This is a genomic window from Salinilacihabitans rarus (assembly GCF_024296665.1).
In the GTDB taxonomy this organism is placed as follows: Archaea; Halobacteriota; Halobacteria; order Halobacteriales; family Natrialbaceae; genus Salinilacihabitans; species Salinilacihabitans rarus.
In genome coordinates this window covers 422,120-446,438 of the sequence record NZ_CP100762.1, presented here as the reverse complement: position 1 = coordinate 446,438, position 24,319 = coordinate 422,120, and the positions used below count along the sequence as shown (strand labels likewise).

24 protein-coding genes are annotated in these 24,319 nt (G+C 70.4%); 12 read left to right on the top strand and 12 right to left on the bottom strand.

What is annotated here, in order from left to right; translation table 11 throughout:
• Positions 1 to 4: 4 nt before the first annotated feature.
• Positions 5 to 904 (bottom strand): hypothetical protein, encoded by a 900-nt coding sequence (locus tag NKG98_RS02320; protein ID WP_254768134.1) that lies wholly within the window; start codon positions 902 to 904, stop codon positions 5 to 7.
• A 200-nt stretch (positions 905 to 1,104) separates the two neighbouring features.
• Entirely contained in the window at positions 1,105 to 1,938 is an 834-nt protein-coding gene (locus NKG98_RS02315) for a hypothetical protein (RefSeq protein ID WP_254768133.1), read from the bottom strand.
• A 433-nt stretch (positions 1,939 to 2,371) separates the two neighbouring features.
• On the opposite strand from NKG98_RS02315, the gene NKG98_RS02310 reads away from it, so the two are divergent.
• Positions 2,372 to 2,998 (top strand): RAD55 family ATPase, encoded by a 627-nt coding sequence (locus tag NKG98_RS02310; protein ID WP_254768132.1) that lies wholly within the window; start codon positions 2,372 to 2,374, stop codon positions 2,996 to 2,998.
• 61 nt (positions 2,999 to 3,059) lie between these two features.
• On the opposite strand, the gene NKG98_RS02305 is transcribed toward NKG98_RS02310, so the two are convergent.
• Entirely contained in the window at positions 3,060 to 4,082 is a 1,023-nt protein-coding gene (locus NKG98_RS02305) for an FKBP-type peptidyl-prolyl cis-trans isomerase (RefSeq protein WP_254768131.1), read from the bottom strand.
• Positions 4,083 to 4,174: 92 nt separating this feature from the next.
• On the opposite strand from NKG98_RS02305, the gene cyaB reads away from it, so the two are divergent.
• The 7 genes from cyaB to NKG98_RS02270 all read left to right on the top strand — a co-directional run bounded on the left by cyaB (position 4,175) and on the right by NKG98_RS02270 (position 10,554).
• Positions 4,175 to 4,723 carry a class IV adenylate cyclase gene (cyaB, locus tag NKG98_RS02300; protein ID WP_254768130.1) on the top strand — a complete coding sequence of 183 codons (549 nt, stop codon included), beginning with the start codon at positions 4,175 to 4,177 and terminating at the stop codon, positions 4,721 to 4,723.
• An 81-nt stretch (positions 4,724 to 4,804) separates the two neighbouring features.
• Positions 4,805 to 6,010 carry a methionine adenosyltransferase gene (locus NKG98_RS02295; protein WP_254768129.1) on the top strand — a complete coding sequence of 402 codons (1,206 nt, stop codon included), beginning with the start codon at positions 4,805 to 4,807 and terminating at the stop codon, positions 6,008 to 6,010.
• 121 nt (positions 6,011 to 6,131) lie between these two features.
• Positions 6,132 to 7,406 carry an MFS transporter gene (locus NKG98_RS02290; RefSeq protein ID WP_254768128.1) on the top strand — a complete coding sequence of 425 codons (1,275 nt, stop codon included), beginning with the start codon at positions 6,132 to 6,134 and terminating at the stop codon, positions 7,404 to 7,406.
• A 76-nt stretch (positions 7,407 to 7,482) separates the two neighbouring features.
• Positions 7,483 to 8,661 (top strand): tRNA sulfurtransferase, encoded by a 1,179-nt coding sequence (locus NKG98_RS02285; protein WP_254768127.1) that lies wholly within the window; start codon positions 7,483 to 7,485, stop codon positions 8,659 to 8,661.
• Positions 8,662 to 8,785: 124 nt separating this feature from the next.
• Positions 8,786 to 9,109 (top strand): hypothetical protein, encoded by a 324-nt coding sequence (locus NKG98_RS02280; protein ID WP_254768126.1) that lies wholly within the window; start codon positions 8,786 to 8,788, stop codon positions 9,107 to 9,109.
• A gap of 57 nt (positions 9,110 to 9,166) precedes the next feature.
• Positions 9,167 to 9,712 (top strand): DUF5804 family protein, encoded by a 546-nt coding sequence (locus NKG98_RS02275; protein ID WP_254768125.1) that lies wholly within the window; start codon positions 9,167 to 9,169, stop codon positions 9,710 to 9,712.
• Complete coding sequence (locus tag NKG98_RS02270) at positions 9,709 to 10,554, top strand: alpha/beta fold hydrolase (RefSeq protein WP_254768124.1); 846 nt, start codon at positions 9,709 to 9,711, stop codon at positions 10,552 to 10,554. The genes NKG98_RS02275 and NKG98_RS02270 overlap by 4 nt, the downstream gene beginning before the upstream one ends.
• A gap of 75 nt (positions 10,555 to 10,629) precedes the next feature.
• On the opposite strand, the gene NKG98_RS02265 is transcribed toward NKG98_RS02270, so the two are convergent.
• The gene (locus tag NKG98_RS02265; protein WP_254768123.1) at positions 10,630 to 11,601 is read right to left on the bottom strand and encodes a PLP-dependent cysteine synthase family protein; all 972 of its coding nucleotides are present in this window, start codon (positions 11,599 to 11,601) and stop codon (positions 10,630 to 10,632) included.
• 263 nt (positions 11,602 to 11,864) lie between these two features.
• On the opposite strand from NKG98_RS02265, the gene NKG98_RS02260 reads away from it, so the two are divergent.
• Positions 11,865 to 12,245, top strand: a complete 381-nt coding sequence (locus NKG98_RS02260) for a TlpA family protein disulfide reductase (protein ID WP_254768122.1) — start codon at positions 11,865 to 11,867, stop codon at positions 12,243 to 12,245.
• Positions 12,246 to 12,248: 3 nt separating this feature from the next.
• On the opposite strand, the gene NKG98_RS02255 is transcribed toward NKG98_RS02260, so the two are convergent.
• From NKG98_RS02255 to thyA, 7 genes are all read right to left on the bottom strand, one after another.
• Positions 12,249 to 14,399: a thioredoxin domain-containing protein gene (locus tag NKG98_RS02255; RefSeq protein ID WP_254768121.1), complete on the bottom strand. Its 2,151-nt coding sequence runs from the start codon at positions 14,397 to 14,399 to the stop codon at positions 12,249 to 12,251.
• Between the two features lie 233 nt (positions 14,400 to 14,632).
• A complete protein-coding gene (locus NKG98_RS02250; protein WP_254768120.1) occupies positions 14,633 to 15,064 on the bottom strand; it encodes a calcium-binding protein in 432 nt (143 codons plus the stop codon).
• Between the two features lie 260 nt (positions 15,065 to 15,324).
• Positions 15,325 to 15,870, bottom strand: coding sequence for a calcium-binding protein (locus NKG98_RS02245; RefSeq protein WP_254768119.1), 546 nt, complete (start codon positions 15,868 to 15,870; stop codon positions 15,325 to 15,327).
• Between the two features lie 554 nt (positions 15,871 to 16,424).
• Positions 16,425 to 17,033 carry a calcium-binding protein gene (locus NKG98_RS02240; RefSeq protein ID WP_254768118.1) on the bottom strand — a complete coding sequence of 203 codons (609 nt, stop codon included), beginning with the start codon at positions 17,031 to 17,033 and terminating at the stop codon, positions 16,425 to 16,427.
• A 286-nt stretch (positions 17,034 to 17,319) separates the two neighbouring features.
• Complete coding sequence (locus tag NKG98_RS02235) at positions 17,320 to 18,165, bottom strand: fructosamine kinase family protein (protein WP_254768117.1); 846 nt, start codon at positions 18,163 to 18,165, stop codon at positions 17,320 to 17,322.
• Positions 18,165 to 18,707, bottom strand: coding sequence for a dihydrofolate reductase (locus NKG98_RS02230; protein ID WP_254768116.1), 543 nt, complete (start codon positions 18,705 to 18,707; stop codon positions 18,165 to 18,167). The genes NKG98_RS02235 and NKG98_RS02230 overlap by 1 nt, the downstream gene beginning before the upstream one ends.
• Positions 18,704 to 19,720, bottom strand: a complete 1,017-nt coding sequence (gene thyA / locus NKG98_RS02225; RefSeq protein ID WP_254768115.1) for a thymidylate synthase — start codon at positions 19,718 to 19,720, stop codon at positions 18,704 to 18,706. The genes NKG98_RS02230 and thyA overlap by 4 nt, the downstream gene beginning before the upstream one ends.
• A gap of 98 nt (positions 19,721 to 19,818) precedes the next feature.
• Here thyA and NKG98_RS02220 point away from each other — a divergent pair, with 98 nt between their 5' ends.
• Entirely contained in the window at positions 19,819 to 20,244 is a 426-nt protein-coding gene (locus NKG98_RS02220) for a DUF7522 family protein (RefSeq protein WP_254768114.1), read from the top strand.
• A 106-nt stretch (positions 20,245 to 20,350) separates the two neighbouring features.
• On the opposite strand, the gene NKG98_RS02215 is transcribed toward NKG98_RS02220, so the two are convergent.
• The gene (locus NKG98_RS02215; RefSeq protein WP_254768113.1) at positions 20,351 to 21,313 is read right to left on the bottom strand and encodes a C-terminal binding protein; all 963 of its coding nucleotides are present in this window, start codon (positions 21,311 to 21,313) and stop codon (positions 20,351 to 20,353) included.
• Between the two features lie 160 nt (positions 21,314 to 21,473).
• Between NKG98_RS02215 and NKG98_RS02210 the strand changes: the two genes are divergently transcribed.
• Positions 21,474 to 22,823 carry a cytochrome P450 gene (locus NKG98_RS02210; RefSeq protein ID WP_254768112.1) on the top strand — a complete coding sequence of 450 codons (1,350 nt, stop codon included), beginning with the start codon at positions 21,474 to 21,476 and terminating at the stop codon, positions 22,821 to 22,823.
• Positions 22,824 to 22,940: 117 nt separating this feature from the next.
• A complete protein-coding gene (gene purD / locus NKG98_RS02205) occupies positions 22,941 to 24,296 on the top strand; it encodes a phosphoribosylamine--glycine ligase (RefSeq protein WP_254768111.1) in 1,356 nt (451 codons plus the stop codon).
• Positions 24,297 to 24,319 lie beyond the last annotated feature (23 nt).

Sequence of the window (24,319 nt, the reverse complement as noted above, 5' to 3'; positions counted from 1 at the left end):
GCGTTCACTCGGGGGACCGACTCCCCCGATTCCGACTCGGCGCGCCGCCCTGTCGCGACTCGTCTTCGACGTCCGCTTCGGACCGCAGGCCACGCTCGCGGTCGCCCCCGCTCTCCTCGCCCCGGCCGCTCTCGGGTTCGCGCCGGCGGTCGCCGGACCCGCGGTCCCGTCGGGGCATCGGCTGCTCTCGCTCTCGCTCCCGCTCCCGCTCGCCGCCCGGCCGCTCGTACTCGCGGCTCCGCCGGTCGGGTTCGCGCGAGGGCTGCCCGTACGGCGACCCGGTCCCGCCGGAGCGGGGGGCACCCGTCTGCCCCTCGGATCGTCGGTACTCCGGTTCGTTCCGCCGGCTTTCGCCCTGCTCGTAGGGCGGTTGCGTCCGCCCGTAGCCGCTTTCGCCGCCCGCGAACTCCGGGCCTCGCTCCGGCGGCTCCGATCCGGGGCCCATTCGCCCGGACTGGCGGCGATCCGGCGACTCCCACCCGGACTCGCGGGACCGCCGCCGGCCGGCCTCCTCGTACCCCCGACCCCCGCCGGGCCCGGTCTCGAACCCGCCGAACTCGCCGCCGCGGCCGCGTTCGGGGCCCATCGACCCCCGCTGGCCGCCCGCGACGCCTTGCATTCCACGCTCCATCCCCTCGATCATCTCCTGCTGGGCCGCCATCGGCCCGCCCATCCCCTCCTGCATCGCGCGTCCCATCTCGGGTGCGATCGACTCGACGCCCTGCAGGTAGTTGCGCAGGAGCGACTTCGTGAACTCGATTCCCTGTCGCTGGGTCGTGTCCTGCCACTCGAGCGCGCTCAGCGTCATTCTGGCGGCGTTTCGCTGGAGTTCGATCGCCTGCTGGAGCGCGCGCTGTCCCTGATCGGCCGTCCGTTGCTGGAAGGTAGACTGTCGGTCGTCCATGAGACTCACCTCTCGAGGACGCCGCGTCCCCGGTCGTCACCGACGGCCACCGAGAGCCGGATAAAGCCGGCGGCAGTTGCGTCCCCGAAGCCCGCCACCAACCGTTCGAAACGGCCGGGACCGGAGAACCCGCCGACGGCGTGGGGAGACAAATCGATCGCTACCGCGGGAATGCCCTCGTTTCGCGGCGGTAACGACCGTCACCCGTCGGGGTCGCCGTGGGTGACCCCCTCGCGTCGGTCCGCGTGCAGTCGGCGCAGCACCGCCCGCGCGTTGCCGGCCTCGTAGCCGAAGAGGACGTGCTCGCCGTAGGCGTCGGCGACCTCGGTCGCGCGGATCAGGTCGTCGACGTCGACGTTCACCGCGTACAGTTCGACGCTGAACGGCGTCTCGAGGGCGCTCTCGAAGCCGGCGGCGATCGTCTCCAGCCAGTAGGTCGTCCCGTAGGCCGTGTCGTACAGCGGCACGACGAACTCGTCGACGAGTCCGTCGAGCGCTTCGAGGTCGAGGCCGGCGCGCTCGTAGAGGTGGCCGGGGTACGGGTCGGGGTAGAGGGTGAAGTAGGTCTTTCCCGGAATCCGGTCGACGGCCTCCTCGACGAACTCGGTAATCACGCTCGCGCGCCACGCGAAGCGGTCGTCGTACTCGCTCTCGGCGAACCGTTCCTCGCAGACCTCACAGCGGCAGTACTCCGCCCGGGGGAAGCCGACGTCGTCGAGGCGGACGTCCTCGTTCGCGGCGACGCAGTCGTCGACGATTTCGAGCAACCCCTCGCGGTACTCCTCGCGGGAGGGGCAGACGTACGCCCAGTCGAAGTAGGGTTGCTCGCGGGTGGCCCGGTTGCCCGCGTCGTCGACGGGGACGAGCGAGGGGTCGGCGTCGGCGGCCGCGTTGTCCCCGAAACAGGAGATCATGTTAACCGCGTTCGGCTGGGGTTCGGCGGACCTGCCGGTGACGTCCTTGACTTCGTAGAATCCCAGATCGAACTCCGGCCAGTCGAGTTCCTCGGCGTTTCGCGTGACGACGCCGTACATGGCCGCCGGTACGGCCTCGACGGAGTAAGCCGTTCGGTTTCTCACTCCACGGTCGCGGGTTCGTACTCCACTTCGACCTCCGACGAGTCGCCGGAGAAGGTCTTCCACAGGAGAGCGATAACTGCCAGGGCGATGATGACTTTAACGGTGCGCGACATGTCCGTTCGACACTTCACCGTCTCCGTACTTAGGCATTCTGGGCGCCGTGAACGATCACCGTCGGCGACTGACTCGCCGACCGGTCGGTTCGGGCGCTCGCGGAACCCGCGCGAGTCGTCCGGCGCTGGGCCGGCGGGCCGCGCCGATCCGCGGGGACGTTCCCGGCGTTTCGTCGCCGCTCACCGGATTTGCGGTCCGGAACGCGTTCGATTCCTTCACGGCCGACCGCAAAGCAAAGAGTTATGCAGGGGCTGTTGCAATCAGTTGTAACCGCATGGCGGGTCGGTTGAAGACGGGAATCGACGTGTTGGACCGGAAACTCGACGGCGGGCTGCCACCGGGCTGTGTGGTCGCGTACACCGCCGAACCGGCCAGCCAGTCGGAGCTGTTGCTCTACGAGTTGACCGCCGCGCGCGGGACGCTCTACGTCTCGACGGAGCGCTCGAAGGACGTCATCGAGCACTCGTTCGCGGCGACGCAGGCACAGGTCGGCAGCCCGACGGTCAGGCACATCGACGCCGACGACCCGCTGGAGGAGACGACGCGGCTCATCGGCGCCCTTCCGGACGGGGCGAACCTGATCATCGACACGATGGACGTCCTGGAACGTGCCTCCACCGACGCCTACGTCGAGTTCCTGAACGCCCTCAAAGCGCGGATGGTCGAGACGGGTAGCATCGCCCTCTTGCACTGCCTGAAGGGGCGGGCAGAACCCGAGAACAGGACGCGAACCGAACACCTCGCCGACGCCGTCTTCGACCTCCGGACGAACGTGGAGGGGACGGAGATCGAGAACCACCTCTCGATCCCGAAGTACCGCGTCGGCGGCGGGCCAAACGAGACCATCAAGCTGGAACTCTCCGAGCGGGTCGAGATCGACACGAGCCGCGACATCGCCTGACGGCGCGACGGCTCGCCGTCCGCCGTCCGTTCGAACCGGGAGAGAACGTCCGCGAGCCGTCTTACTCCTCGTCGAGGTCGCCTTCGAGTTCCTCGACGATCTCGTCGGCGTCGACGTCGGCGTCTTCGAGCGCGGCTTCGAGGTCGGCGCCGCCGGCGCCACCGGCGCCACCCATGCCGCCCATCATGCCGCCCATGCCCATGCCCATGCCGCCCATGCCGTCGATGACCTCCTGGACGATGACGCGGTCGACGCCGACCTTGTCGATGACGTCCTGGGCGATCTGCTGCTTGGAGAACATCCACTGCTGGTTCATCGTCAACTGCGGCGTCGACTCGACGTACAGCGTCTCCTTCTCGACGGTCTGGGTCTCGAACTCGGGTTCGGCGTCGGCGGCTTCGCCGCCTTCACGAGACTCCTCCGGAGTCTCGCTGTCCTCGTCGTCCCCGTCGTCGGCCTCGACGGGAACCTCCTCTTCGACCTCGTCGGTCTCGATGTGGAGTTCGGGTTCGACGTCGAGGTACATCTCGAACAGGCCGGCGGCCTGCTGCTCGCGGTCGTCGACCTCGTCGAGGACCTCGAACTCGTACTCGACGTCCTCGCCGGCCAGCGGGTGGTTGAAGTCGATGCGGGCGCGGCCGCCGACGATGGTGTTCACGTAGCCGTGGCGGTTGTCGAGGTGGACGTGTGCGCCGGGGTAGCGGTCGTCCTCGTCGATCTTCTCGGCGCTGACGGTCTCGACCGCGTCGGGGTCGTACTCGCCGAAGGCGTCCTCGGCGGGGATGGTGACGGTGCCCTCGGTCCCGACCTCGGTGCCGACGAGTTCGTCCTCGACGGCCTCGAAGATGTGGCCCTCGCCGAGAACGATCGTCCGGGGGGCGAACTCGCGGTCGGCGTCGACGCCCTCCTCCTCGGCGACCTCGGGGTCGGTCGTGTCGACCAGTTGGTCGCCGTCGACGGTGCGTGCGGTGTAGGCGATCTCGACGAAGTCGCCGACCTGAAGCCCGTCGGCGTCTGCGTCTTCGGTCTCCGCTTCGACGTCATCGGCCTGCTCCTCGAGATCGGCCTCCTGATCCTCGGTCATACGTGGTACGTCCCGCCGTCTACATTTAAGGGATGCGTTTCCACACGGTCGAGAGCGACCCTTTCTTGAGCGCGCCGCCCCTCGACCCGCCCATGTACGAGGTCGAACTGAAGGTGCCCGCGGACCCCGACCGGGTCCGAGACAGGCTCGACGAACTCGGGGCCGACCGCCGCGGGACGGTCGTCCAGGAGGACACCTACTACGACGCCCCCCACCGGTCGTTCCCGGAGACCGACGAGGCGTTGCGGATCCGCGAGGAGGTGGCGGTCGACGAGGAGGGAGCCGACCCGGAGACCCGCGTGACCTACAAGGGGCCGCTGGTCGACGACGCCACGAAGACCCGCGAGGAGGTCGAGACGCGCGTCGCCGACGGCGAGAAACTGGCGACCATCCTCGGCCACCTCGGCTTCGAGCCCGCCGCGACGGTCCGCAAGGAGCGCGAGCGCTACGGCCTCGACGGCTACGCGGTCGTCGTCGACTCGGTCGACGGCGTCGGCGAGTTCGTCGAGGTAGAGGCCGCCGCCGAGGCGGACGACCTCGACGCCGTCCGTGAGGGCGCGGCGGCGGTCCTCGAACGGCTGGGACTCGACCCCGCGGACGGGATCCGGACCTCGTACCTCGAACTGTCGCTCGCCGAGTGACCGGCGACATTACTGGAGCGTATCTTCCGGGACGGCAAAGTTTTCGCAAGTTATAGAACGACCCCGGCTGAACGTCCGGCAATGAGCGAGCGGAACATCAGGGTCGAGCCGATCGATCGCCGAGCCGTCGAGGATCAGGAGGTAGAGATCGTCGAACGGAAAGGGATCGGTCACCCGGACTCGATCTGCGACGGGATCGCCGAGAGCGTCGCCGGGGCGCTCGCCCGCGAGTACATCGACCGCGTCGGAAAGGTGTTGCACTTCAACACCGACGAGACGCAACTCGTCGCGGGCGAGGCCGCCCCCGCGTTCGGCGGCGGCGAGGTCGTCGACCCCATCTACGTGCTGATCGTCGGCCGCGCCACCAAACACTACGAGGGCCAGACGATCCCCACCGAGCGGATCGCCCTGACGGCCGCCCGCGAGTACCTCGAATCCGAGATTCCCCAACTCGAGTTCGGCGAGGACGTCGTCGTCGACGTGAAACTCGGCGAGGGAAGCGGCGACCTCCAGGAGGTCTTCGGGGAGGACGAGGTGCAGGTACCGATGGCCAACGACACGAGTTTCGGCGTCGGCCACGCCCCCCTCTCGGAGACCGAGGAGATCGTCCTGAACGCCGAACGGCGACTCAACGGTGAGTTCGCCGCCGAGAACCCCTACCTCGGGCCGGACGTGAAGATCATGGGCAAACGCGAGGGCGATACGATCGACGTCACCGTCGCCGCGGCGATGGTCGACGAGTACGTCCCCGACATGGACGCCTACGTCGACGCCGTCGAGTCGGTCCGCGAGTACGTCGCCGAGGTCGCCGCCGACTACACCGACCGCGAGGTGAACGTCCACGTCAACACCGCCGACGACGTCGAGCAGGGGTCGATCTACCTCACCGTCACGGGCACCTCCGCCGAGCAGGGCGACGACGGCTCCGTCGGCCGGGGTAACCGCGCCAACGGCCTCATCACGCCCAACCGCTCGATGTCGATGGAGGCAACCAGCGGCAAGAACCCCGTGAATCACATCGGCAAGATCTACAACCTGCTCTCGACGGAGATCGCCGAGGAGGTCGTCGGCGAGGTCGACGGCATCCGCGACCTGCGCGTCCGACTGCTCAGCCAGATCGGCCGTCCGATCGACCGACCCCACGTCGCCGACATCCACGTCGTCACCGAGGACGGCGTCGAACTCTCGGACGTCGAGGCCGAGGTCACGGCCATCGCCGACGAGCGCCTCGCGACCGTCACCGACGTCACCCGCCGGGTCATCGAGGGCGACCTGACGACCTTCTGAGTCGCGGTCGCCGGTCTCCCCTTCCTCGCGTCGGACCGGCACCGTTTCGCGACTCCGGAAGAGCCAAGAGCGCCCGTCCGGTATCGCCGTTACGAATCGAAACACCTCGGAGCGATCGCCAGTGCCGGATTCGAGCGCCAGTCCCCGAAGCGTCGTCCTCGCCGTCGTCGCGAGCACCTTCTTCGTCGGCTTCGGCGGCGGGGTCATCTTCCCGATCCTGCCGACCCTCGGGGAGTTTCTGGGCATCTCGGCGTTCATGGTGGGGCTCATCCTCGCGGCGAACCGCTGGACGCGGCTGGTCGCGAACGCCCCGGCGGGCGTCCTCATCGACCGCGTCGGCACCCGGACGCCGTTCGTCGTCGGACTGGCGGTCGAGGGCGTCGCGACGTTCGGCTACGTCGTCGCGCTCGTCGCCGACGAGGTCGCGGTCCTGCCGGGCGCCCCCGAGTTCTGGTTCCTGCTGGCGCGCGTGCTCTGGGGGCTCGGGAGCGCGCTCGTCTTCGCGACGGCGTACACGATCACCGCCGACGTCAGCGAGGCCGACTCGCGGGGCACCAGCATGGGGGTCGTCCGCGCGGGGATCACCTTCGGCTTTCCCGTCGGCCTCGTCCTCGGGGGAATCGTCGGCGAGCAGTACGGGAACGCCGTCGCGTTCGTCCTCGCGGCCGCCTTCGCCGCGCTGGCGAGTGTCGTCGCCTACTTCGTCGTCCCGGAGACCCACGTCGAGGCGGCCGACAGGTCGGTCTCGCCGTGGGACCTCGAGTTGACGACGCCCGCGCTCACCGTCGGGCTGGTCAACTTCGGGCTCTACTTCGCGTACGTCGGCGTGCTGTTCTCGACGCTCGTGCTCTACCTCGAACGCGAGGCGCTCACCATCTCGACCGACGTCCTCGGCTACGCCGTCGCGTTCGGCCCGAAGGGCACCTCGGGGATGCTGATGGCGGTGACGGTGCTCGCGGGGTCGATCTTCACCATCTCGGGTGGCGCCGCGAGCGACACCGTCGGGGCGCGGGTCCCCGTGCTCGTCTTCTTCCTCGCGACCAACTGCGTCGGCTTCGTCGTGCTCGCGCTCGCGCCGTCGTTCCCGGTCGTCGTCGCCGCCTGCGCCCTCGTCGGCGCCGGGCAGGGCGGCGTCGGCGGCCCGCTGACCGCCCTGCTTGCCGACCTCACCCCCGAAGAGCGGATGGGGCGGGCGATGGGGACCAACAACGTCCTCGGGGACGTCGGCGGCGGCCTCGGACCGATGGTCTCGCTGCCGCTGGTCGAGGCCGTCGGCTTCGGGGCGATGTACGCCGCGAGCGCGACCATCGCGGTGGTCGCCGGTGCGGTCCTCGTCACGGGCGTCTACGCCCACACGGGCAGTCTGAGTCCGACCGTCGACGAGTCGATCCTCTAACCGGCCGGCCGTAAGCGCCGACGTCGCGACCGCTGGCTCGTAATCCCCTTATAGGTGTAACCGTCTATCCCCGTCCATGCATCCGCCGGGAGCCGACACCGTCCTCGTCCGCCACGGGGACCTCAACACGAAAAGCGCCACCGTCAAGCGGTACATGGTGGACCGCCTGCTGGAGAACCTCGAGGCGCTGCTGGCGGACCGCTCGGTTCCCGGCGAGGTCGAGAAGCGCTGGAACCGGCCGCTGATCCACACGACCGAGGAGGCGGTCGAGGAGGCGACGGCGACCGCCGCGGACACCTTCGGCGTCGTCTCCGCCAGCGCCGCCCGCCGGGTCGCCCCCGAGGAGGCGGCGATCTACGACGCCCTCGACGCGACCGCCCGGGAGCGGTACCGCGGCGGGAGCTTCGCCGTCGACGTCAACCGCGCCGACAAGTCGCTGCCGTTCACCAGCGAGGACGTCGCCGTCGGCGGCGGCGACGCCGTCTGGAACGCCGTCGAGGACGAGTTCGACCCCGAGGTCGACCTCGACGACCCCGACCTCACCTTCGGCGTCGAGATCCGCGAGGACGCGGCGTACGTCTACCTCGACACCGTCCCGGGGCCGGGCGGGCTCCCGCTGGGCTCGCAGGCGCCGGTCGTCGCGCTGGTCAGCGGCGGCATCGACTCCCCCGTCGCGGCCTACGAGATGATGAGACGCGGCTCGCCGGTGATCCCGGTCTACGTCTCCCTCGGCGACTACGGCGGCATCGACCACGAGGCGCGCGCGATGGAGACCGTGCGGACGCTCGCGCGGTACGCCCCCAACTTCGACACTCGCGTCTACCGCGTCCCCGGCGGCGAGACGGTCGCCCTGCTCGTCGAGACGATGGAGGAGGGGCGGATGCTCTCGCTTCGGCGCTTCTTCTACCGGATCGCCGAGCGCATCGCCGAGCGCGAGGACGCGAGCGGCATCGTCACCGGCGAGGCCGTCGGCCAGAAGTCGAGCCAGACCGCCCAGAACCTCGGGGTGACCAGCCGCGCCGCCGACCTGCCGATCCACCGGCCGCTTTTGACCCACGACAAACAGGACATCGTCGCCACCGCCCGCGAGATCGGTACCTTCACCGACTCGACGATCGACGCCGGCTGTAACCGCGCCGCACCCGACCGCGCGGAGACCAACGCCCGCCTCGATCGACTGCTCGACGTCGAACCGGACGACCTGTTCGACCGCGCCGACGAGGCGGCCGCGAACGCGACGCGGGTCGAGCCCTGATAGCGGTTCGGCGCGCTTCCCGGGTCGCTCCTTCTCGGGCGAACCGACCCTCGATCCCCGTCACGCGAGTCTGCAAACTGAACGGTTATCCGCACGACCTCTCACTACTGGTGTGTACGCGACTATGGCTCGCGAACGACCGACTCCCACCGAAGACGAGATCGAGGATCGACTCCGAGAGGTCGGAACCTACTCCCGCGCCGTCCGCGCCGGGTTCCTCGTCATCCTGAGCGCGTTCCTCCTGGCGCTCGGCGGCGTCCTCCCGGCGAACCTCGACAGCGCCTCGCAGGCGATCGAATCGATGCTCCTCCCGCTCATCTTCGTCGGCATGGGGCTCCTCCTCTACGGGATCGGGATGCACCTGCACCTCATGCACCTGAATCTGGTTCGCCAGCTACAGCCCCGGCCCGGCGACGAAGCGCGCTCGGCCGAGGGGCGCTCGGAGTGACGACTCCCTCGGCCGGGAGGCGAAACCACCAATACGGAGCGCACGCACCACCCATCAGTGACCCGCGTCTGTCTCATCGGCTCCCCCGAGGTGAACGTCCGGTACGAGTTGCTCTCGCGGGAGACCTCCCGCGAGGCGCTGTCGACCTACGACCTCGAACGGCCGTTCGAGAACGCGCTCGCGGTTCGCACGGTCAGCGTCGGCGCCGCGGTCTCGCTGCTCAACGACCTCCAGTGGTACCTCGTCCGGTTCGTCGACGAGGCGATCGTGCAGGAACCGAGCGTCACCGAGGGCGAGTGGCTCTCGCGGGACCTCGCCGTGGCGCTGCGAAACGGCGAGGTCGAACCCGAGGAGACCGCCGAGTTCCTGAAGGTGTACGGCGTCGAGGCGGCGGAGCCGATCGATCCCGACGGCGACGCGGACGCCGAGTCCGACGCCGACGCCGACGACGCGGACGCCGCCGCGGCCGGGACGACCGCCGCTGACCGCCTCGTCGAACCGCTGTACGTCCGCCGGACCGACGGCGAGGTCCCCGAGTACGACCTCCGGGACGTCGACGAGACGCTCGTCGTCAGGCTCACCGAGGAGGAGTTCTCGCCGTGAGCGGGACCGGCGTCGCGACGGTCGACGGCGTGCGGATCGCCTACCGGCGGGCGGGGACCGACGGCCCGCCGGTCGTCCTGCTCCACGGCGGCGGCGTCGACGACGCGACCCTCTCGTGGCGCCACGCCATCGACCACCTCGCCGACGACCACCGGGTGTACGCCCCCGACTGGCCGGGCTACGGCGACAGCGCCGACGGCGTCGTCCACTCGACCGAGAGCTACGTCGAACTCCTCGGGGGCTTTCTCGACGCCGTCGGCCTCGACGCCCCGTCGCTCGCGGGCATCTCGATGGGCGGGGCGGCCGCGCTCGGCTTCGCGCTGGACCGTCCCGACCGGGTGAATCGGCTGGCGCTGGTCGACAGTTACGGGCTGGGCGGCGATATTCCGGTCGGCCCGTTCTGGAGGGCCGCCGCGTACGTCCCGGGGGCGAACGCCGCGGCCTGGTCGGCGCTGGGCGTCTCGACCGCGGCGGCCCGGATCGGCCTCGGGAACGTCGTCGCCGATCCGGCCGCCCTGTCACACGGGTTCGTCGAGGACGTCCGGTCGCGAGCGAGCCAGCCGGGCGCCGGGCGGGCGTTCGAGGCGTTCCAGCGAAACGAACTCGCGCCCGACGGGACGGCCGTCACCAACTACGCCGACGACCTCGGGTCGCTGTCGGCGCCGACGCTGCTCGTCCACGGCGCCGAGGACCCGCTGTTTCCCGCCCGCTGGGCCGAGCGGGCGGCCGAGCGGATCCCGGACGCCGACCTCGCGATCCTCGAAGACTGCGGCCACTGGACCCCCCGGGAGCGACCCGAACGGTTCAACGAGGTCCTCGGCGCGTTCCTCGCCCGGGCGTGACCCGCGCGAGCGACTTCGTTCGACGCGACGGCGTCGACGAGCGTGCTCTCGCGGAGTAACGGTCGTCCGGTAGAATTAGTCGAACAGCCCGGTCGAGAGGTAGCGCTCGCCGCTGTCCCAGAAGACGGTGACGACCAGCGGGCAGTCGTCGACCTCGCCGCCGTCGGACTCCGCGGGCGGGGCCGCCTCGAACGCGTCGGGAACCGCCGGACACTCGCGGTCGGGGTCGGCGATGCGCTCGGCGACCCGCCGGGCGACGATGCTCGTCGCGCCGCTGGACTGGCCGACGAGGACGCCCTCCTCGCGGGCGAGGCGGCGACACTCCGCCTCGGCGTCCTCCAGTCGCACCGTCTCGACCGAGTCGATCAGGTCGACGTCGAGGTTCTCGCTGACGAAGCCGGGCCCCATTCCCTGGAAGCCGTCCTCGCCGGCCTCGCCGGTCGAGAGGACGGCGTTGCGCGCCGGTTCGACGGCGACGATCTCCACGTCGGGGAACTCCTCGCGCAGGCGGCGGCCGACCCCCGAGAGCGTCCCGCCGGTGCCGACGCCGGCGACGAAGGCGTCGACCTCGCGGTCGCCGACCTGTTCGACGATCTCCTCGCCGGTCGTCCGGTAGTGGGCCTCGGGGTTTGCGGGGTTCTCGAACTGGCCGAGCTGGACCGCGCCCTCGGCCTCGAGTTCGTCGGCGCGGGCGCGGGCGGTCTCCATGTCGCCGTCGACGAGTTCGAGGTCGGCGCCGTAGGCGCGCATGATGCGCCGTCGCTCCTCGGACTTCGAGGCTGGCATCACGATCGTGAGGTCGTAGTCCCGGGCGGCACAGACGAGCGCGAGGCCGATCCCGGTGTTGCCGCTGGTCGGTTCGACGATCCGGTCGCCGGGTTCGAGCACCCCCTCGCGCTCGGCCGCGCGGACCATCGCCTGCGCCGGCCGGTCCTTGGCCGACCCGCCGGGGTTGAACGACTCGACCTTGGCGGCGACGGTCGCACCGTCCGGCGAGTCCACCTGGACGAGCGGGGACCCGATGGTGTCCAGGATACTTCCCTTCATCGCGACTCCGTAGGGAGCGAACACGTAAACCCGTGGCGGATACCGACAGTTCGTGCCGGCGATCCGGTCGCCTGCGGGTTATGTGGTTCATAATAAGGTACCCCGACGAGGAAGCGTACTCGTATCCCGGTCGGTCGGCCGACACACCACCGAAACTCACTGCCACTGCGACCGCTCGACCGGCGGGGATATCGGCCAGCGGCCCGTTTTTCGCGCCCCTCGCGAGCGGGGCGGTTAAGGCGCTCGCGGCGCAACGCGAAGCCATGACGCTCGAAACCATGCGCCCGAACCCGACGTGGGACGGCGCGGCCTACGAGGAGACCGTCGACGCGCTCGCCGCCCGCCGCGAGGACCTCCGGTACCTCGTCTGGGGCGGCGACTGGTGCAAGGACTGCCGCGCGTTGCTCCCCGACTTCGGCGCCGCGCTCGAAGCCGCCGGCGTCCCCGACGACCGGATCGAGGAGTTCGCGGTCGATCGGGACAAGCAGGGCCCCGGGGTCGACGAGTACGGCGTCGAGTACATCCCGACGATCGTCGTCGAGGACGACGACGGAACCGAGGTCGCCCGCTTCGTCGAGAGCGAGGACCGCCCGCCGGCGGTCTACCTCGCCGAGGAGATCGAGTCGGCGCTCGGGACGGCCTGACCCCTAGAACGGAACGTCCTCGCCGCCCTCCCCGCCGAGCCACTCGATCGCCGCGGCCGCGTCGTGGGTCGGCGGCGAGCACGTCCGGCCGCGACAGACGTACAGCGTCGGTTCGCCGTCGCGGGCCTCCCGGCCGGCCCAGATCGGCGGCGCCTCGTCGAGGCCGAGCGCGTCGAGCCAGTCCGCGAGTTCCTCGTCGGTCGGCGGCCGCCGGGCGAGCAGCCTGTCGGGGACGTACCGCGTGGCGAACGCCTCGCGCCAGTCGTCGGGCACCGTCTCGGCGGCGACCGTCACTTCGAGCGCCCCCGACTCGAGGCGGTCCGCGGCCAGACAGAGCGTGCCGTGTTCGAGGGGGCTCGCTTCGAGGCGGTTCGCGTGCGTTTCGAGGACGGCCTCGGCGATCCCCTCGAAGTCCTCGTCGGCGACGCCGTCGAGTGCGAGCAGGACCTCGACGGCGACGCCCGCCGAGGCTGGCGTCGACTGGTCGCCGAGTTCCTGGGGCCGGGTGACGAGGGACTCGCCGCTGGCGGGCGTGAAGTAGAGGGTCCCCCGGTCGGCGTCCCAGAACTCGGACTCGATGCCCCGGGCGAGGTCGAGGGCGAACCCGAGGTGGTCGACCTCGCCCGTCGCCTCGTAACAGCCCAGCGCCCCGCGGGCGAGGAAGGCGTAGTCCTCGAGGTAGCCGTCGACGGCGACGTCCCCGTCCTTGTACCGCCGGAAGAGCCGCCCCGATTCGGCGTCCCACAGCCGCTCGCGGACGAACTCGAGGGCGTCGACGGCCGTCTCGGCGTAGGCGTCCTCGCCCAGCACCAGCGCGGCCTCGGCGAAGGCGGCGATCGTCAGCCCGTTCCACCCCGCGAGTACCTTCTCGTCGCGGTTCGGCCGGGGACGATCCTCGCGGGCCTCGAACAGCCGTTCGCGGGCGTCTTCGAGGCGGCGCTCGACGTCGGCCTCGTCGAGGTCGAACTCCGCGGCGAGGTCGGGGATCGAGGCGTCGACGTTCGGAACCGTCTCCCCCTCGAAGTTCCCCGACTCGGTGATCCCGAACCGGGCGCGGACGAGGTCGGCGTCGAGGGCGTCTTCGAGGACCGCGTCGACCGCCGCCGGCGTCCAGACGTAGAAGGCGCCCTCCTCGCGCTCGCCGGTCCCGGGGTCCTCGCTCTGGGCGTCGAGCGTGCTGAAGAAGCCGCCCTCCTCGTGGGTCAACTCGCGCTCGACGAACGCCAGCGCGTCGCGGACGACCTCGGCGTAGCGGTCGTCCCCGGTAAGCTGGTAGCCCGCGAGGTACGCCCGCGGGAGTTCGGCGTTGTCGTAGAGCATCTTCTCGAAGTGGGGGACCGTCCAGTCGCGGTCGACGCAGTAGCGGTGGAAGCCGCCGCCGACGTGGTCGTAGAGCCCGCCGGCGGCCATCGCGTCGAGCGTCTCGCGGACGACGTCGAGGTACGCGTCCCGGCCCGTCCGGTCGAAGGCGCGACAGAGCACCAGCAGGCGGGCGGGCTGGGGGAACTTCGGCCCGCCGCTCCCGAAGCCGCCGTACTCCCGGTCGGCGCTCCGGAGGGCGGCGTCGGCGGCCGACTCCAGCACGTCGCTGGAGGGGGGCTCGCTCGCGCGCACCGAGTCCGGCGTCTCCTCCAGCCGATCCTTCGCGGCCCGGGTCCACTGGTCGGCGCGGTTCGCCATCTCCTCGCGGTCGTCCGGGTCCGACCACGACGCCGCGATTCGACTACAGAGGTCGAGAAAGCCCGGCTGGCCCCGCTTTGCCTCCTTCGGGAAGTAGGTGCCGACGTAGAACGGCTTCCCCTCGGGGGTGAGCCACGCCGACAGCGGCCAGCCGCCGCTGCCCGTGACGAGTTGGCAGACGGTCATGTAGACGCTGTCGACGTCCGGTCGCTCCTCCCGGTCGACCTTGATCGGGACGAAGTGCTCGTTTAGCACCTCGGCGACGTCCTCGTCGGCGAAACTCTCCTCCTCCATGACGTGACACCAGTGACACGCCGAGTAGCCGATCGAGAGGAAGATGGGGACGTCGCGCTCGCGGGCCGCTTCGAGGGCGGTCTCGTCCCAGGGTTGCCAGTTCACCGGGTTGTCCGCGTGCTGGCGCAGGTAGGGGCTCTCCTCCTCGTCGAGTCGGTTGCGCCGCGTGGGAGAATCCATGTGACCCGCTAGGCGCGGTGGCGGCTAAAAGGCACAGGGACGCGGGGGGACTTCGCCTCGGCGTCGCCCGCGCGATTCGTTCCGTCGACGCGACTGGCGTTGCCGGCGATACGTCTCGATCTACCGTGACGACGCCCGTCGACGGGCGCGGACGGAGGGACGAAACGTCGGTCAGCGGAGCGACCGGGGCGGGGTCGCGAGCGACCGGGTCCACCGGGGAACCGACCGGCCGATCAGTCGAGGTCGCTGCTGAGCAGGTTCAGGTCGGCGCTGAACATCTGGGTGTCCTCGCCGAGCGACCCGGTGTCCCCCTCGTCCAGGCTCTCCTCCGTGAAGAGGAACGTCGTGACGCCCGCCGAGTCGTTCATGTCGTAGCGGAGGACGTACCCGTTCCAGTCGGTGGGGTCGGAGATCTCGTCGACTTCCTCGTCGTCGACGACCAGCACGTTGTCCGTCGTCGTCCGATCCAACTCGGCGATGATCTCGAAGTCCGCGCCCGGGAAATAGTTGCTCGAGAACACCAGCACCTCGTCGCCGTCCTGCGCGGCGGCCGAGCCGCTCGCTCCGAGCGCCGCGAGGCCGGCGGCGCCGGCGACGGCGCCTTTCTTCGCGAGCGAACCCTTCGAGTCGTCGACCGGTTCGTTGTCGTAGGTTTCGTCTGTCATGTCTCTCACTCGGTATCCCCTGTTCGGGGCGAGAAGGTGTTGGTGGAGTTTTCGTATAAGCGAAGTCGATCGTTACAGCACGTTACGACAACCTTCTCTCGGGAACGGTGAACGGTTCGGTCGTAAGCACAGTTTTTCGGGACGGTTCGTCGCCGCCGGAGCGGCCGGACGGCGGCGCACGTGCGATCGACGCTCCAGTCGCTCCCCGCTCGCCGACCGCGAGAGGAAAGGAAGATCAGCGCCGTGGCGGGATCGTCCGCTTACGCGGTCTCGTTGCCCTCGGTCTCGTTGTCGTCCATCTCCTCGTCGTCCTCTTCCATCTCCTCGTCGTCCTCCTCGTCCTCGTCGTCGCCGCCGTTGCCGCCGTTACCGTCGAGCGACACCTCGAGGAGGTTCAGGTCGTCGCTGAACATCCGGGCGTCCTCGCCGAGGGTCCCGCTGTCGCCCTCGCTGAGGCCGTCCTCGCTGAAGAGGAACGTCGTGACGCCGGCGGTGTCGCCGCCCATGTCGTAGCGGATGACGTGGCCGTCCCAGTCGGAGGGGTCGTCGATCTCGTCCACTTCCTCGTCGTCGACGCGCAGCACGCTGTTCGTCGTACTCTGTTCCATCACGGCGAGGACTTCGAAGTCCGCGCCCGGGAAGTAGTCGTACGAGAACGCCAGCACGTCGCCGTCGTCCTGGGCGGCGGCCGTGCCGGCCGTCGCCCCCGCACCGAAGGCGACGGCACTCGCGGCGAGCGCGCCCTTCTTCATGAACGAGCGTCGCGAGTCGCCCGATGGTCCGTTGTCGTAGGTTTCGTCTGTCATGTCTCTCACTCGGTATCCCCTGTTCGGGGCACACTACCGTTGATGGAATTTTCGTATAAGTGACGCCGATCGTTTCACCTTCTACGGAACGATACCTCCAGAAAATTCGGGTTTCGGAGCCTCTGTGGGACGAATGCCCGCAGAACACTCGGCGCGGAGACCGGCCGGCAGAAATGGTCGTTTATCCGTCGGAACGGCGCTCGACGCGGCACGCGTCCGCCGCCGGGACGTCGATCCGGCGCTGACAGTACTCGGAGCGGACACGTCGCGTCGGAGGATCACTCGCGGATCGAGCACGACGCCTCGAACGCGCGTCTCGGAGGTATGTCGCGGTTTCGCGGGCTCTCGGTCGGAGTTTCGTTCACGAAAACAGGTGCTTTCCTCGGACAGTTCGCCCGACGACGAGCGTCGAAGACGGGTCCGAATCGCTGACCGTCTCCCGTACGAGCAGTCGCTTCACGGTCCGCCTGCTCGACCGCTCGTGCGCCCGCGGAGGCGAACGAGCGTCGTCTCGACCGCGCCGGAGTAGAACGGAGGTGTCGGCGCCAGTGAGTCTACTGGCACCAGTCGTACTGCTCGCCGTCGTCGCAGGGAGCGGCCTCGGCGACGTGCTCGACGTCGCTCACCCCGTCGTCCGTCTCGTTGTCGGCGTCGAAGTCGTCGTCCTCGTCGTCCGCGGCGAAGTCGTCTTCGTCCTCGTCGTCTTCGTCCTCGTCGTCGCCGACGTCGGCGTCGTCGCCGAGTTCGGTCTCGAGGAGGTTCAGATCGGGGCTGTACATCGACGAATCGGACGAGAGCGTCGCCGTGTCGCCCTCGTCGAGGTCGACGTCCTCGCTGAAGAGGAACGTCGTGACGCCCGCGACGTCCTCCCCGTTCATGTCGTAGCGGATGATGTACGTGGTCCAGTCGGTGGGGTCGGAGATTTCGGACACCTCCTCGCCGTCGACCCGCAGAATGTCGATCGCCGCCGACACCTGGAGTTCGCCGATGACCTCGAAGTCGGCGCTCGGGAAGTAGTTGCCCGAGAAGACCAGTACCCGCCCTTCGGTGTCCTGCCGGGTCCGCGCGGCCGCGGTTCCCGTCGCGAGTGCGCCGGCGGCGAGGCCGCCGGCCGCGCCGAGCGTTCGTCGTCTCGTTTCGTCCGTTCGGTCAGTTCCTGTCATGTCTCTCACGTCAGATCACCCCCTCGGGGCGTCCGGCCGTTGCGGTACTCGTCGCATAAGTGACCGCCATCGTTTCGGGAGCCGGCGCGGGCGCGACGCCGCCGAACCGTTCGATTCGGCCCACGGCGCGACGATCCGTCGGTCGTCGCCGTGGGGATCTGACGGCCCCGGAACGAGCCGTTTACGGGGGTCACGCCGCCCCGCCGAGCGGGGCCGGCGAGGTGGTCCCGCCGCCGGACCGGCCCCAAATCCGTGATTGTGTCGTCGCCGGAGACACGCGAGAGGGTCAGTACCCCAGTCGGTCGAGCGTCCGGTCGAGTTCCTCGACGTACCGGCCGCCGAAGAGGTGGACGTGGACGAGCAGCGGGTAGAGCCGGTAGACGTACCGCCGGCGGTCGAAGAAGCCGTCGGCGACCTCGTGCCGGTCGCCGTAGGCCTCGAAGAACGCCCGGCCGAACGTGTCGGTCCAGTCGACGTACGCGAGTTCGACCTCCGGGTGGGCGTAGTAGGTCGCCGGGTCGAGAAACGCCGTCACGCGCCCGTCGCGCGAGAGGACGTTCGTCGTCCAGACGTCGCCGTGGATCAGCGACGGCGCGTCCGGTTCCACGAGCAGCGCGTCGAGGTCGTCCGCGAGCGCGTCGACGCGCTCCGCGAGGGCCGCGGGGAGCGCTCCGTCGTCGGCCGCCAGCGACGCGACGTGGCGGACCCTGTGATCGCGGAAGAACTCGACCCACGAGTCGGTCCACGGGTTCGGCTGGCACACGGGACCGGTGAGGGTGTCCCGGGGGAAGCCGAACGCCGGTCCCTCGACCCCGTGGAGCGCGGCGAGGTGGGCCGCGGCGTCGCGGGCGACCGCGGGAGAGTGGTCCGTCGACCCGGGGACGTACTCGATGACCAGCAGGTCGTCGTCGGCGTGGTAGACGGCGGGGACGGGCAGATCGCTCTCCTCGCGGAGGTACCGGAGCATGAACGCCTCCGGCTCCAGCGGCGTCTCGCCCGTCTTCGCGACGACCGTCCGCCCGTCGTCGAGGTCGACCCGGCGGACCGAGCCGATCATCCCGCCGTGCAGTTCGACGGCGCGCTCGGGCCGCGAGCCGAGCGCGTCCGAAAGCCGTCGTTCGAGGTCGTCCATCACGACGGCTCGCCGCGGACGTACTCGACGAACGCGAAGCCGTCGCGCTCGTCACGGTCGACCTCGCGCCACGCCTCGCGGTCCCGGTCGGGGAACCGGGTGTCGCCGTCGGGGTCGTCGTGGACCTCGGTGACGAGCAGGCGGTCGAGCGCGGGGAGGAACGCCTCGTACACCGTCGCGCCGCCGGCGACGAACGCGCGGTCGACCCCGCCGTGGCGCTCCTCGGCGGCCGCCTCCGCGGCGCGGACCGCCGACTCGATATCGCGGGCGAGGACGACGTTCTCGGGCGTCTCGACGTCGCGGCTCGTGAGGACCACCGACGTCCGTCCGGGGAGCGGTTCGCCGAGGTCGTCGCGGATGCTCTCGTAGGTGACCCGGCCGAGGATCACGGGGTGGCCGGTCGTCGCCTCCCTGAAGCGACGCAGGTCCGCGGGGAGGTGCCACGGCATCTCGCCGTCGCGGCCGATGACGCCGTTGTCGGCGACGGCGACGATGCCGACGAGTTCGAGGTCGGTCTCCGGACCCCGGTCGGGCGCGCTCATTCGGCGACCGCGAACTCCAGGCCGTCGTGGGCCTCGTAGTCGACCAGTTCGACGTCGTCGGCGCGCAACTCGTCGACGGAGACGTCCGCGAGTTCGAGGCGGGGGCGGGGCCCGGGCTCGCGCGAGAGCTGTTCGAGCAGGTTCGGGACGTGGTCGAGGTGCTCGTCGCCGTCGGCCTCCGGCGGCGCCTCGGCTTCGAGCCAGTCGCGGACCTCCCGGTACCCCTCGCGGTCGTCGACGTCGGCGAGTCGCGACTGGAGCCGACCGAGGTTCCCGGCGTACCACGCGCCGCGCTCGCCGCGGCCGCAGTAGACGTGGGCGTCGACGACGGTGTGTGCGAACGCCCCGGGTTCGAAGCCGGTCTGCTGTGCGACGACTTTCGTCAGGAGGGCGTAGGCCGCGATGTTGAACGGAATCCCGAGCGCGACGTCGCCCGAGCGCTGGGTGAGGTGGCAGTTGAGCCGATCCCCCTGGACGTTGAAGACGAAGGTGTAGTGACACGGCGGCAGCGTCGAGACGGCGGCGTTGGCGGGGTGCCACGCGTCGACGACGAGTCGCCGGGAGTTCGGCGCGTCCGAGAGCGTGTCGATCACGTACCGTAACTGGTCGAACGTCTGCCGACCGTCGGCCTCCTCGGTCACCCACCGGTGGCCGGCGTCGGGCCAGGACTCGCCGTCGAGGCGCGCCTCGCCCTCCGGGATCGGGAACCGGCGCCAGAAGCGGCCGTAGGCGGTGTCGAGGCGCCCCTCCTCGTCGGCCCAGGCGTCCCAGATCTTCGTCTCCTCGCGCAGGTTCCTGACGTGCTCCTCGCCCGAGAGGTACCAGCACAGTTCGTGGATCATCGAGTTCCACCGGTAGCCGTCCATCTTCTTGGTCGTCAGCAGGGGGTATCCCTCCCCCAGATCGACCTCGTAGTGCCGGCTGAACGACGAAATCGTGTCGACGCCGGTCCGGTTCGGCTTGTAGGCGCCCCCCGAGAGGACCGCGTCGACGAGGTCGAGGTACTGTCGCATCGTGGGTCCGTTCGGGGGCCGGCACAAAAGCAACACCGGAATCGACCGGTCCCGTTAGCGCGCGAGTTGATGCCGCTCGGGGACCTACGGGGACTGCTATGGCGGACCTCGTCACCGACGACTTCGCGGAAACGATCGTAAATACGGCCCGGGTAACGGTCGGCGACTCGCTCAGGTCGGTCGTCTACTTCACGCCCGACGACTTCGAGTTGCTGTACGTCCGGGCCGACCTCTACGCGGGCGACGAAGACGCGGTCCGCGAGGCGAAAGGCGCGTTCGTCGAGAACGAACGCGTCGGCTTCGCCGACGTGGAGACCTACGAGAGCCTCGCGACCGAACCGAACGTCGAACCCGACATCGGCGAGTACGAGTTCACCGTCCGCGTCTTCTCCGACGGCTTCGTCAGTCGCGTCATCGTCGGCGACCGGGGCGTCCTCGTCACCAGCGACGGGATCGAGATGGACCCGTTCGAGGAGATGGCCATCGCGCTCCGGAAGACCCTCGCCGACCCCTCGATCGCCTGAGACCACGTCTCCCGCGACCCTCTCGGCCGACCTCGCACCTCACGACGCCCGCGACGCGTGTCCCTGCCGACGGGGACGGGCGCGACCGGCGGTCGCCGCCGGTGCGTCAGGTCCAGGCGTCCGGTTCGATCGCGTGTTCGGGACGTTCGCCGGCGAGCGTCCGCTCGACCTGTCGGGCGAGCGTCCGGTTGAGGTCCGCGCGGGCCTCCGTCGAGTACCAGCCGGCGTGTGGCGTGAGGACGACGTCTTCGAGGCCCCGAAGCGGCGTCTCCTCCGGGGGCTCCTCCTCCAGAACGTCGAGGCCGGCGGCCGCGATGTCGCCCTCGCGAAGCGCCTCGGCCAGCGCGTCCTCGTCGACGATCCCGCCCCGGCCGACGTTGACGAGGACGGCGTGGTCGGGCAGGCGGGCGAACTCGCCGGCGCCGATCAGCCCCCGCGTCTCGGGGGTCAGCGGGGCGTGGACGGAGACGGCGTCGGCCGCCTCGAACAGTTCGTCGAACTCGACGAGGCGGCCGCCGTAGCCCTCGACGATCGCCTCGTCGACGTACGGGTCGTAGACGATCACCTCCATGTCGAACCCGGAGGCGTAGTCGGCGACCCGGCGCGCGATGGCGCCGAACGAGATCAGCCCCAGCGTCGACCCCGCGACGCGGCGGATCGGGCGGTCGGTCCGCCAGTCCCACCCGCCGTCCCGGACCTCGCGGTCGTACGCCGGGATGCGCCGGCGACACGCCAGCAACAGCCCGAACGCGTGGCTCGCGACCTCGTCGGTACAGTACTCGGGGACGTTCGTGACGATGATCCCGTGCTCGGCGGCCGCGTTCACGTCGACGTTGTCGTAGCCGGTCCCGGCGCGGGCGACAAGCCGCAGCCGATCCGCGCTCGCCAGCGCGTCCGCGGTCACCGGCGTGTGCACGTCGACGATCAGCGCGTCGGCGTCGGCCGCCGCCTCGCGGACGGCCCCCTCCGTGTGCGTGTCCCGGACCTCGACGGTCGCGCCGTCGAGGCGTTCGCGCTGGTAGTCGACGTCGACGAACGGCGTCTCGCTGATAACGACTCTTCCTGTCATTCGTGGCACCGCCCCGGACCGGGGCACGTCCGACCGGAGGGGCCGGACGGCAATAAAGCGGCGCCGACCCTCCCAGTTCGCGAGGACGTCGGTGGCCGCGGGCGGGGGCCGGGGGATGCCACGGAAAACGCAATGGACCTGGCCGTCGGAGCGTCGACCGATGGCCTCCGACGCCACCCCCGACGCGCGAGGCGAGATCGGCCGTCGGGCGCCCGGCCCGGACGGACTGCCGGCCGTCGGGAACCTCCACCGGTACCTGCGCGACCCGCTGGGGTTCGTCGAGCGCTGCGCCGAGGAGTACGGCGACGTGGTGGCGACGAACGTCGGCACGGCCGACTCGCACATGCTCGTCCACCCCGAGCACGTCGAGCGGGTGCTCGTCACCGAGGACCACCGGTTCCGCAAGGCCGAACTGGGACAGGGGCGGCTGGAACCGCTCTTCGGGAACGGGCTGGTCGTGAGCGACGGCGAGTACTGGCGGCGACAGCGCACGCGGATGCAGCCGGCGTTCCGGCCCGACCGGATCGCGACCTACGCCGAGATCATGGGCGAGCGCGCCGCGGCGACGGCCGAGGAGTGGGAACGCGGGGAGACGATCGACGTCACCGAGGAGATGCGCCGGCTCACCCTCTCGGTCCTCGTCCGGTCGCTGTTCGGCACCGACCTCGGCGCGCTCGAAGCGGAGATCCGCGAGGCGTTCACGATGGCGATGGGCCGGTTCGAGGGGGCGAACATGTGGCTGCCCGGCTGGCTCCCGACGCCGGCGAACCGGCGGTTCGAGCGCGGGCGCGAGCGCCTCGACGAGATCGTCTCCGCGCTGATCGAGTCCCGACGCGAGACGGCGGCCGACCGCGACGACCTGCTCTCGACGCTGCTCGTCGCCGAGGACGAGCGCGGCGAGGGGATGTCCGACGAGGGGGTCCGCGACGAGGTCGTCACGCTGCTGGCTGCGGGCCACGACACCACCGCGCTGGCGCTGACCTACGCGTGGCACCTGCTCGGCACGAACCCGGACGCGGCGGCGCGGCTTCGCGAGGAACTCGACGCCCTCGACGGCGAGCCGCCGACCCTGGCGGACCTGTCCGACCTCGAGTACACGGGGGCGGTCGTCTCCGAGGCGCTGCGGCTGTACCCGCCGACCCACGCCACCGCCCGGGAGCCGACCGAGGACGTGACGTTCGACGGCTACGTCGTCCCGGCCGGGGAGCCGGTGTTCCTGCCCCAGTGGATCGTCCACCGCGACGGTCGCTGGTGGGACGACCCCGAGTCGTTCCGGCCCGAACGCTGGCTCGACGACGACCCCGACCGCCCGGAGTACGCCTACTTCCCGTTCGGCGGCGGGCCGCGTCACTGCCTCGGCCACCGGTTCGCGACCGTCGAGGCGCAGGTCGTCCTCGCGACGCTCGCCCCGCGGTGGGACCTCGAACCGCTCGCCAGCGAACTCTCGCTTCGGCCCGTGATCACGCTCCGGCCGACCGAGCCGGTCGAAGCGATCGTCTGCGAGCCGTAGGGGATCGCTCGCTCGGACCGGCGCCGGCCGCGCCGCCCGCACGCCTACCCACGAACGTGTACACCCTCGGGTAGAGAAACAGCAAGGTTTACACTTTCGTGCGTTCCGATACCGACCATGCGCGAACGCGTGCTACTGATCGGCGGGGGCGGGCGCGAACACGCCATCGCGCGGGCGCTCGCCGGCGGCGACGGCGAGGCGGAGCTGTACGCCTGCGCGGGCAACCGCAACCCCGGCATCGCCCGACTCGCCGCGGAGTTCGAGACGGTCGAGACGACGGACCCGGAGGCGGTCGTCGACTACGCCGAGGCGATCGAGGCGACCCTCGCGGTCGTCGGCCCCGAGGCGCCGCTCGCGGCGGGCGTCGTCGACGCGCTCGAAGACGCGGACATCTACGCGTTCGGCCCGCGACGGGCCGAGGCCCGCATCGAGACGGACAAGTCCTTCCAGCGGGAGTTCATGGCCGAACACGACGTCCCCGGCTGTCCGGACTTCGCGGTCTTCGACGACCCCGAGGCCGCCTGCGAGTACGTCGACGCGTACGACGGCGACCTCGCGATCAAACCCGCCGGCCTCACCGGCGGCAAGGGCGTGAAGGTGATCGGCGATCAGGTCACCGCCGAGGAGGGCAAGGCGTACATCCGCGAGTCGGGCTACGACCGGCTCGTCCTGGAGGAGCGGCTGGTCGGCGAGGAGTTCACGGTGCAGGCGTTCGTCGCAAACGGCGAGGTCCGCACGGCGCCGGCCGTCCAGGACCACAAGCGCGCCTACGAGGGCGACGAGGGGCCCAACACCGGCGGCATGGGCTCGTACAGCGACGCCGCGCGCGAACTGCCTTTCATGACCGCGGCCGACTACGAGGCGGCCGTCGAGATAATCGAGGCCACCGTGGACGCGCTCGACGGCTACCGCGGCATCCTCTACGGCCAGTTCATGCTCACCGCCGAGGGGCCGAAGGTCGTCGAGTTCAACGCCCGCTTTGGCGACCCCGAGGCGATGAACACCCTGCCCGTCCTCGAAACGGACTTCCTCGACGTGCTCGTCGCCGCCCGCGAGGGCGACCCCCTGCCCGAACCCGAGTTCGCCCCGATGGCGACGGTCTGCAAGTACGCGGTCCCCGAGGGGTACCCGACGGACCCGACGGCTGGGGCGAAAGTCGAGGTGGACGAGGAGAGCGTGGCGCGGGCGGCCCGCGCCACGGACGATTCGAGCGGCGACGAGCCGCGAGAGAGCGCCGGCGACGCCCTGCTCTTCTACGCCAGCGTCGACGAGCGCGACGACGGCATCTACACGACGACCTCGCGGTCGTTCGCCGTCGTCGGCGTCGCCGACTCGATCACCGAGGCCGAGGAAATCGCCGAGGACGCCCTCGCGGTCGCCGGCGAGGAGGGCCTGCACGTGCGTCACGACATCGGCACGGCCGACCTCGTCCGGCGGCGGATCGACCACGTCGAGGAGCTTCGCGGGGACTGACTCGGCGCGTGCGACCGTCGCGT

Bases quoted from the DNA above. Each gene is read 5' to 3' on its own strand.
- NKG98_RS02320 (WP_254768134.1), bottom strand. From the start codon at position 904: ATGGACGACCGACAGTCTACCTTCCAGCAACGGACGGCCGATCAGGGA.
- NKG98_RS02315 (WP_254768133.1), bottom strand. From the start codon at position 1,938: ATGTACGGCGTCGTCACGCGAAACGCCGAGGAACTCGACTGGCCGGAG.
- NKG98_RS02310 (WP_254768132.1), top strand. From the start codon at position 2,372: ATGGCGGGTCGGTTGAAGACGGGAATCGACGTGTTGGACCGGAAACTC.
- NKG98_RS02305 (WP_254768131.1), bottom strand. From the start codon at position 4,082: ATGACCGAGGATCAGGAGGCCGATCTCGAGGAGCAGGCCGATGACGTC.
- cyaB (WP_254768130.1), top strand. From the start codon at position 4,175: ATGTACGAGGTCGAACTGAAGGTGCCCGCGGACCCCGACCGGGTCCGA.
- NKG98_RS02295 (WP_254768129.1), top strand. From the start codon at position 4,805: ATGAGCGAGCGGAACATCAGGGTCGAGCCGATCGATCGCCGAGCCGTC.
- NKG98_RS02285 (WP_254768127.1), top strand. From the start codon at position 7,483: ATGCATCCGCCGGGAGCCGACACCGTCCTCGTCCGCCACGGGGACCTC.
- NKG98_RS02280 (WP_254768126.1), top strand. From the start codon at position 8,786: ATGGCTCGCGAACGACCGACTCCCACCGAAGACGAGATCGAGGATCGA.
- NKG98_RS02265 (WP_254768123.1), bottom strand. From the start codon at position 11,601: ATGAAGGGAAGTATCCTGGACACCATCGGGTCCCCGCTCGTCCAGGTG.
- NKG98_RS02260 (WP_254768122.1), top strand. From the start codon at position 11,865: ATGACGCTCGAAACCATGCGCCCGAACCCGACGTGGGACGGCGCGGCC.
- NKG98_RS02255 (WP_254768121.1), bottom strand. From the start codon at position 14,399: ATGGATTCTCCCACGCGGCGCAACCGACTCGACGAGGAGGAGAGCCCC.
- NKG98_RS02250 (WP_254768120.1), bottom strand. From the start codon at position 15,064: ATGACAGACGAAACCTACGACAACGAACCGGTCGACGACTCGAAGGGT.
- NKG98_RS02245 (WP_254768119.1), bottom strand. From the start codon at position 15,870: ATGACAGACGAAACCTACGACAACGGACCATCGGGCGACTCGCGACGC.
- NKG98_RS02240 (WP_254768118.1), bottom strand. From the start codon at position 17,033: ATGACAGGAACTGACCGAACGGACGAAACGAGACGACGAACGCTCGGC.
- NKG98_RS02235 (WP_254768117.1), bottom strand. From the start codon at position 18,165: ATGGACGACCTCGAACGACGGCTTTCGGACGCGCTCGGCTCGCGGCCC.
- NKG98_RS02230 (WP_254768116.1), bottom strand. From the start codon at position 18,707: ATGAGCGCGCCCGACCGGGGTCCGGAGACCGACCTCGAACTCGTCGGC.
- thyA (WP_254768115.1), bottom strand. From the start codon at position 19,720: ATGCGACAGTACCTCGACCTCGTCGACGCGGTCCTCTCGGGGGGCGCC.
- NKG98_RS02220 (WP_254768114.1), top strand. From the start codon at position 19,819: ATGGCGGACCTCGTCACCGACGACTTCGCGGAAACGATCGTAAATACG.
- NKG98_RS02215 (WP_254768113.1), bottom strand. From the start codon at position 21,313: ATGACAGGAAGAGTCGTTATCAGCGAGACGCCGTTCGTCGACGTCGAC.
- NKG98_RS02210 (WP_254768112.1), top strand. From the start codon at position 21,474: ATGGCCTCCGACGCCACCCCCGACGCGCGAGGCGAGATCGGCCGTCGG.
- purD (WP_254768111.1), top strand. From the start codon at position 22,941: ATGCGCGAACGCGTGCTACTGATCGGCGGGGGCGGGCGCGAACACGCC.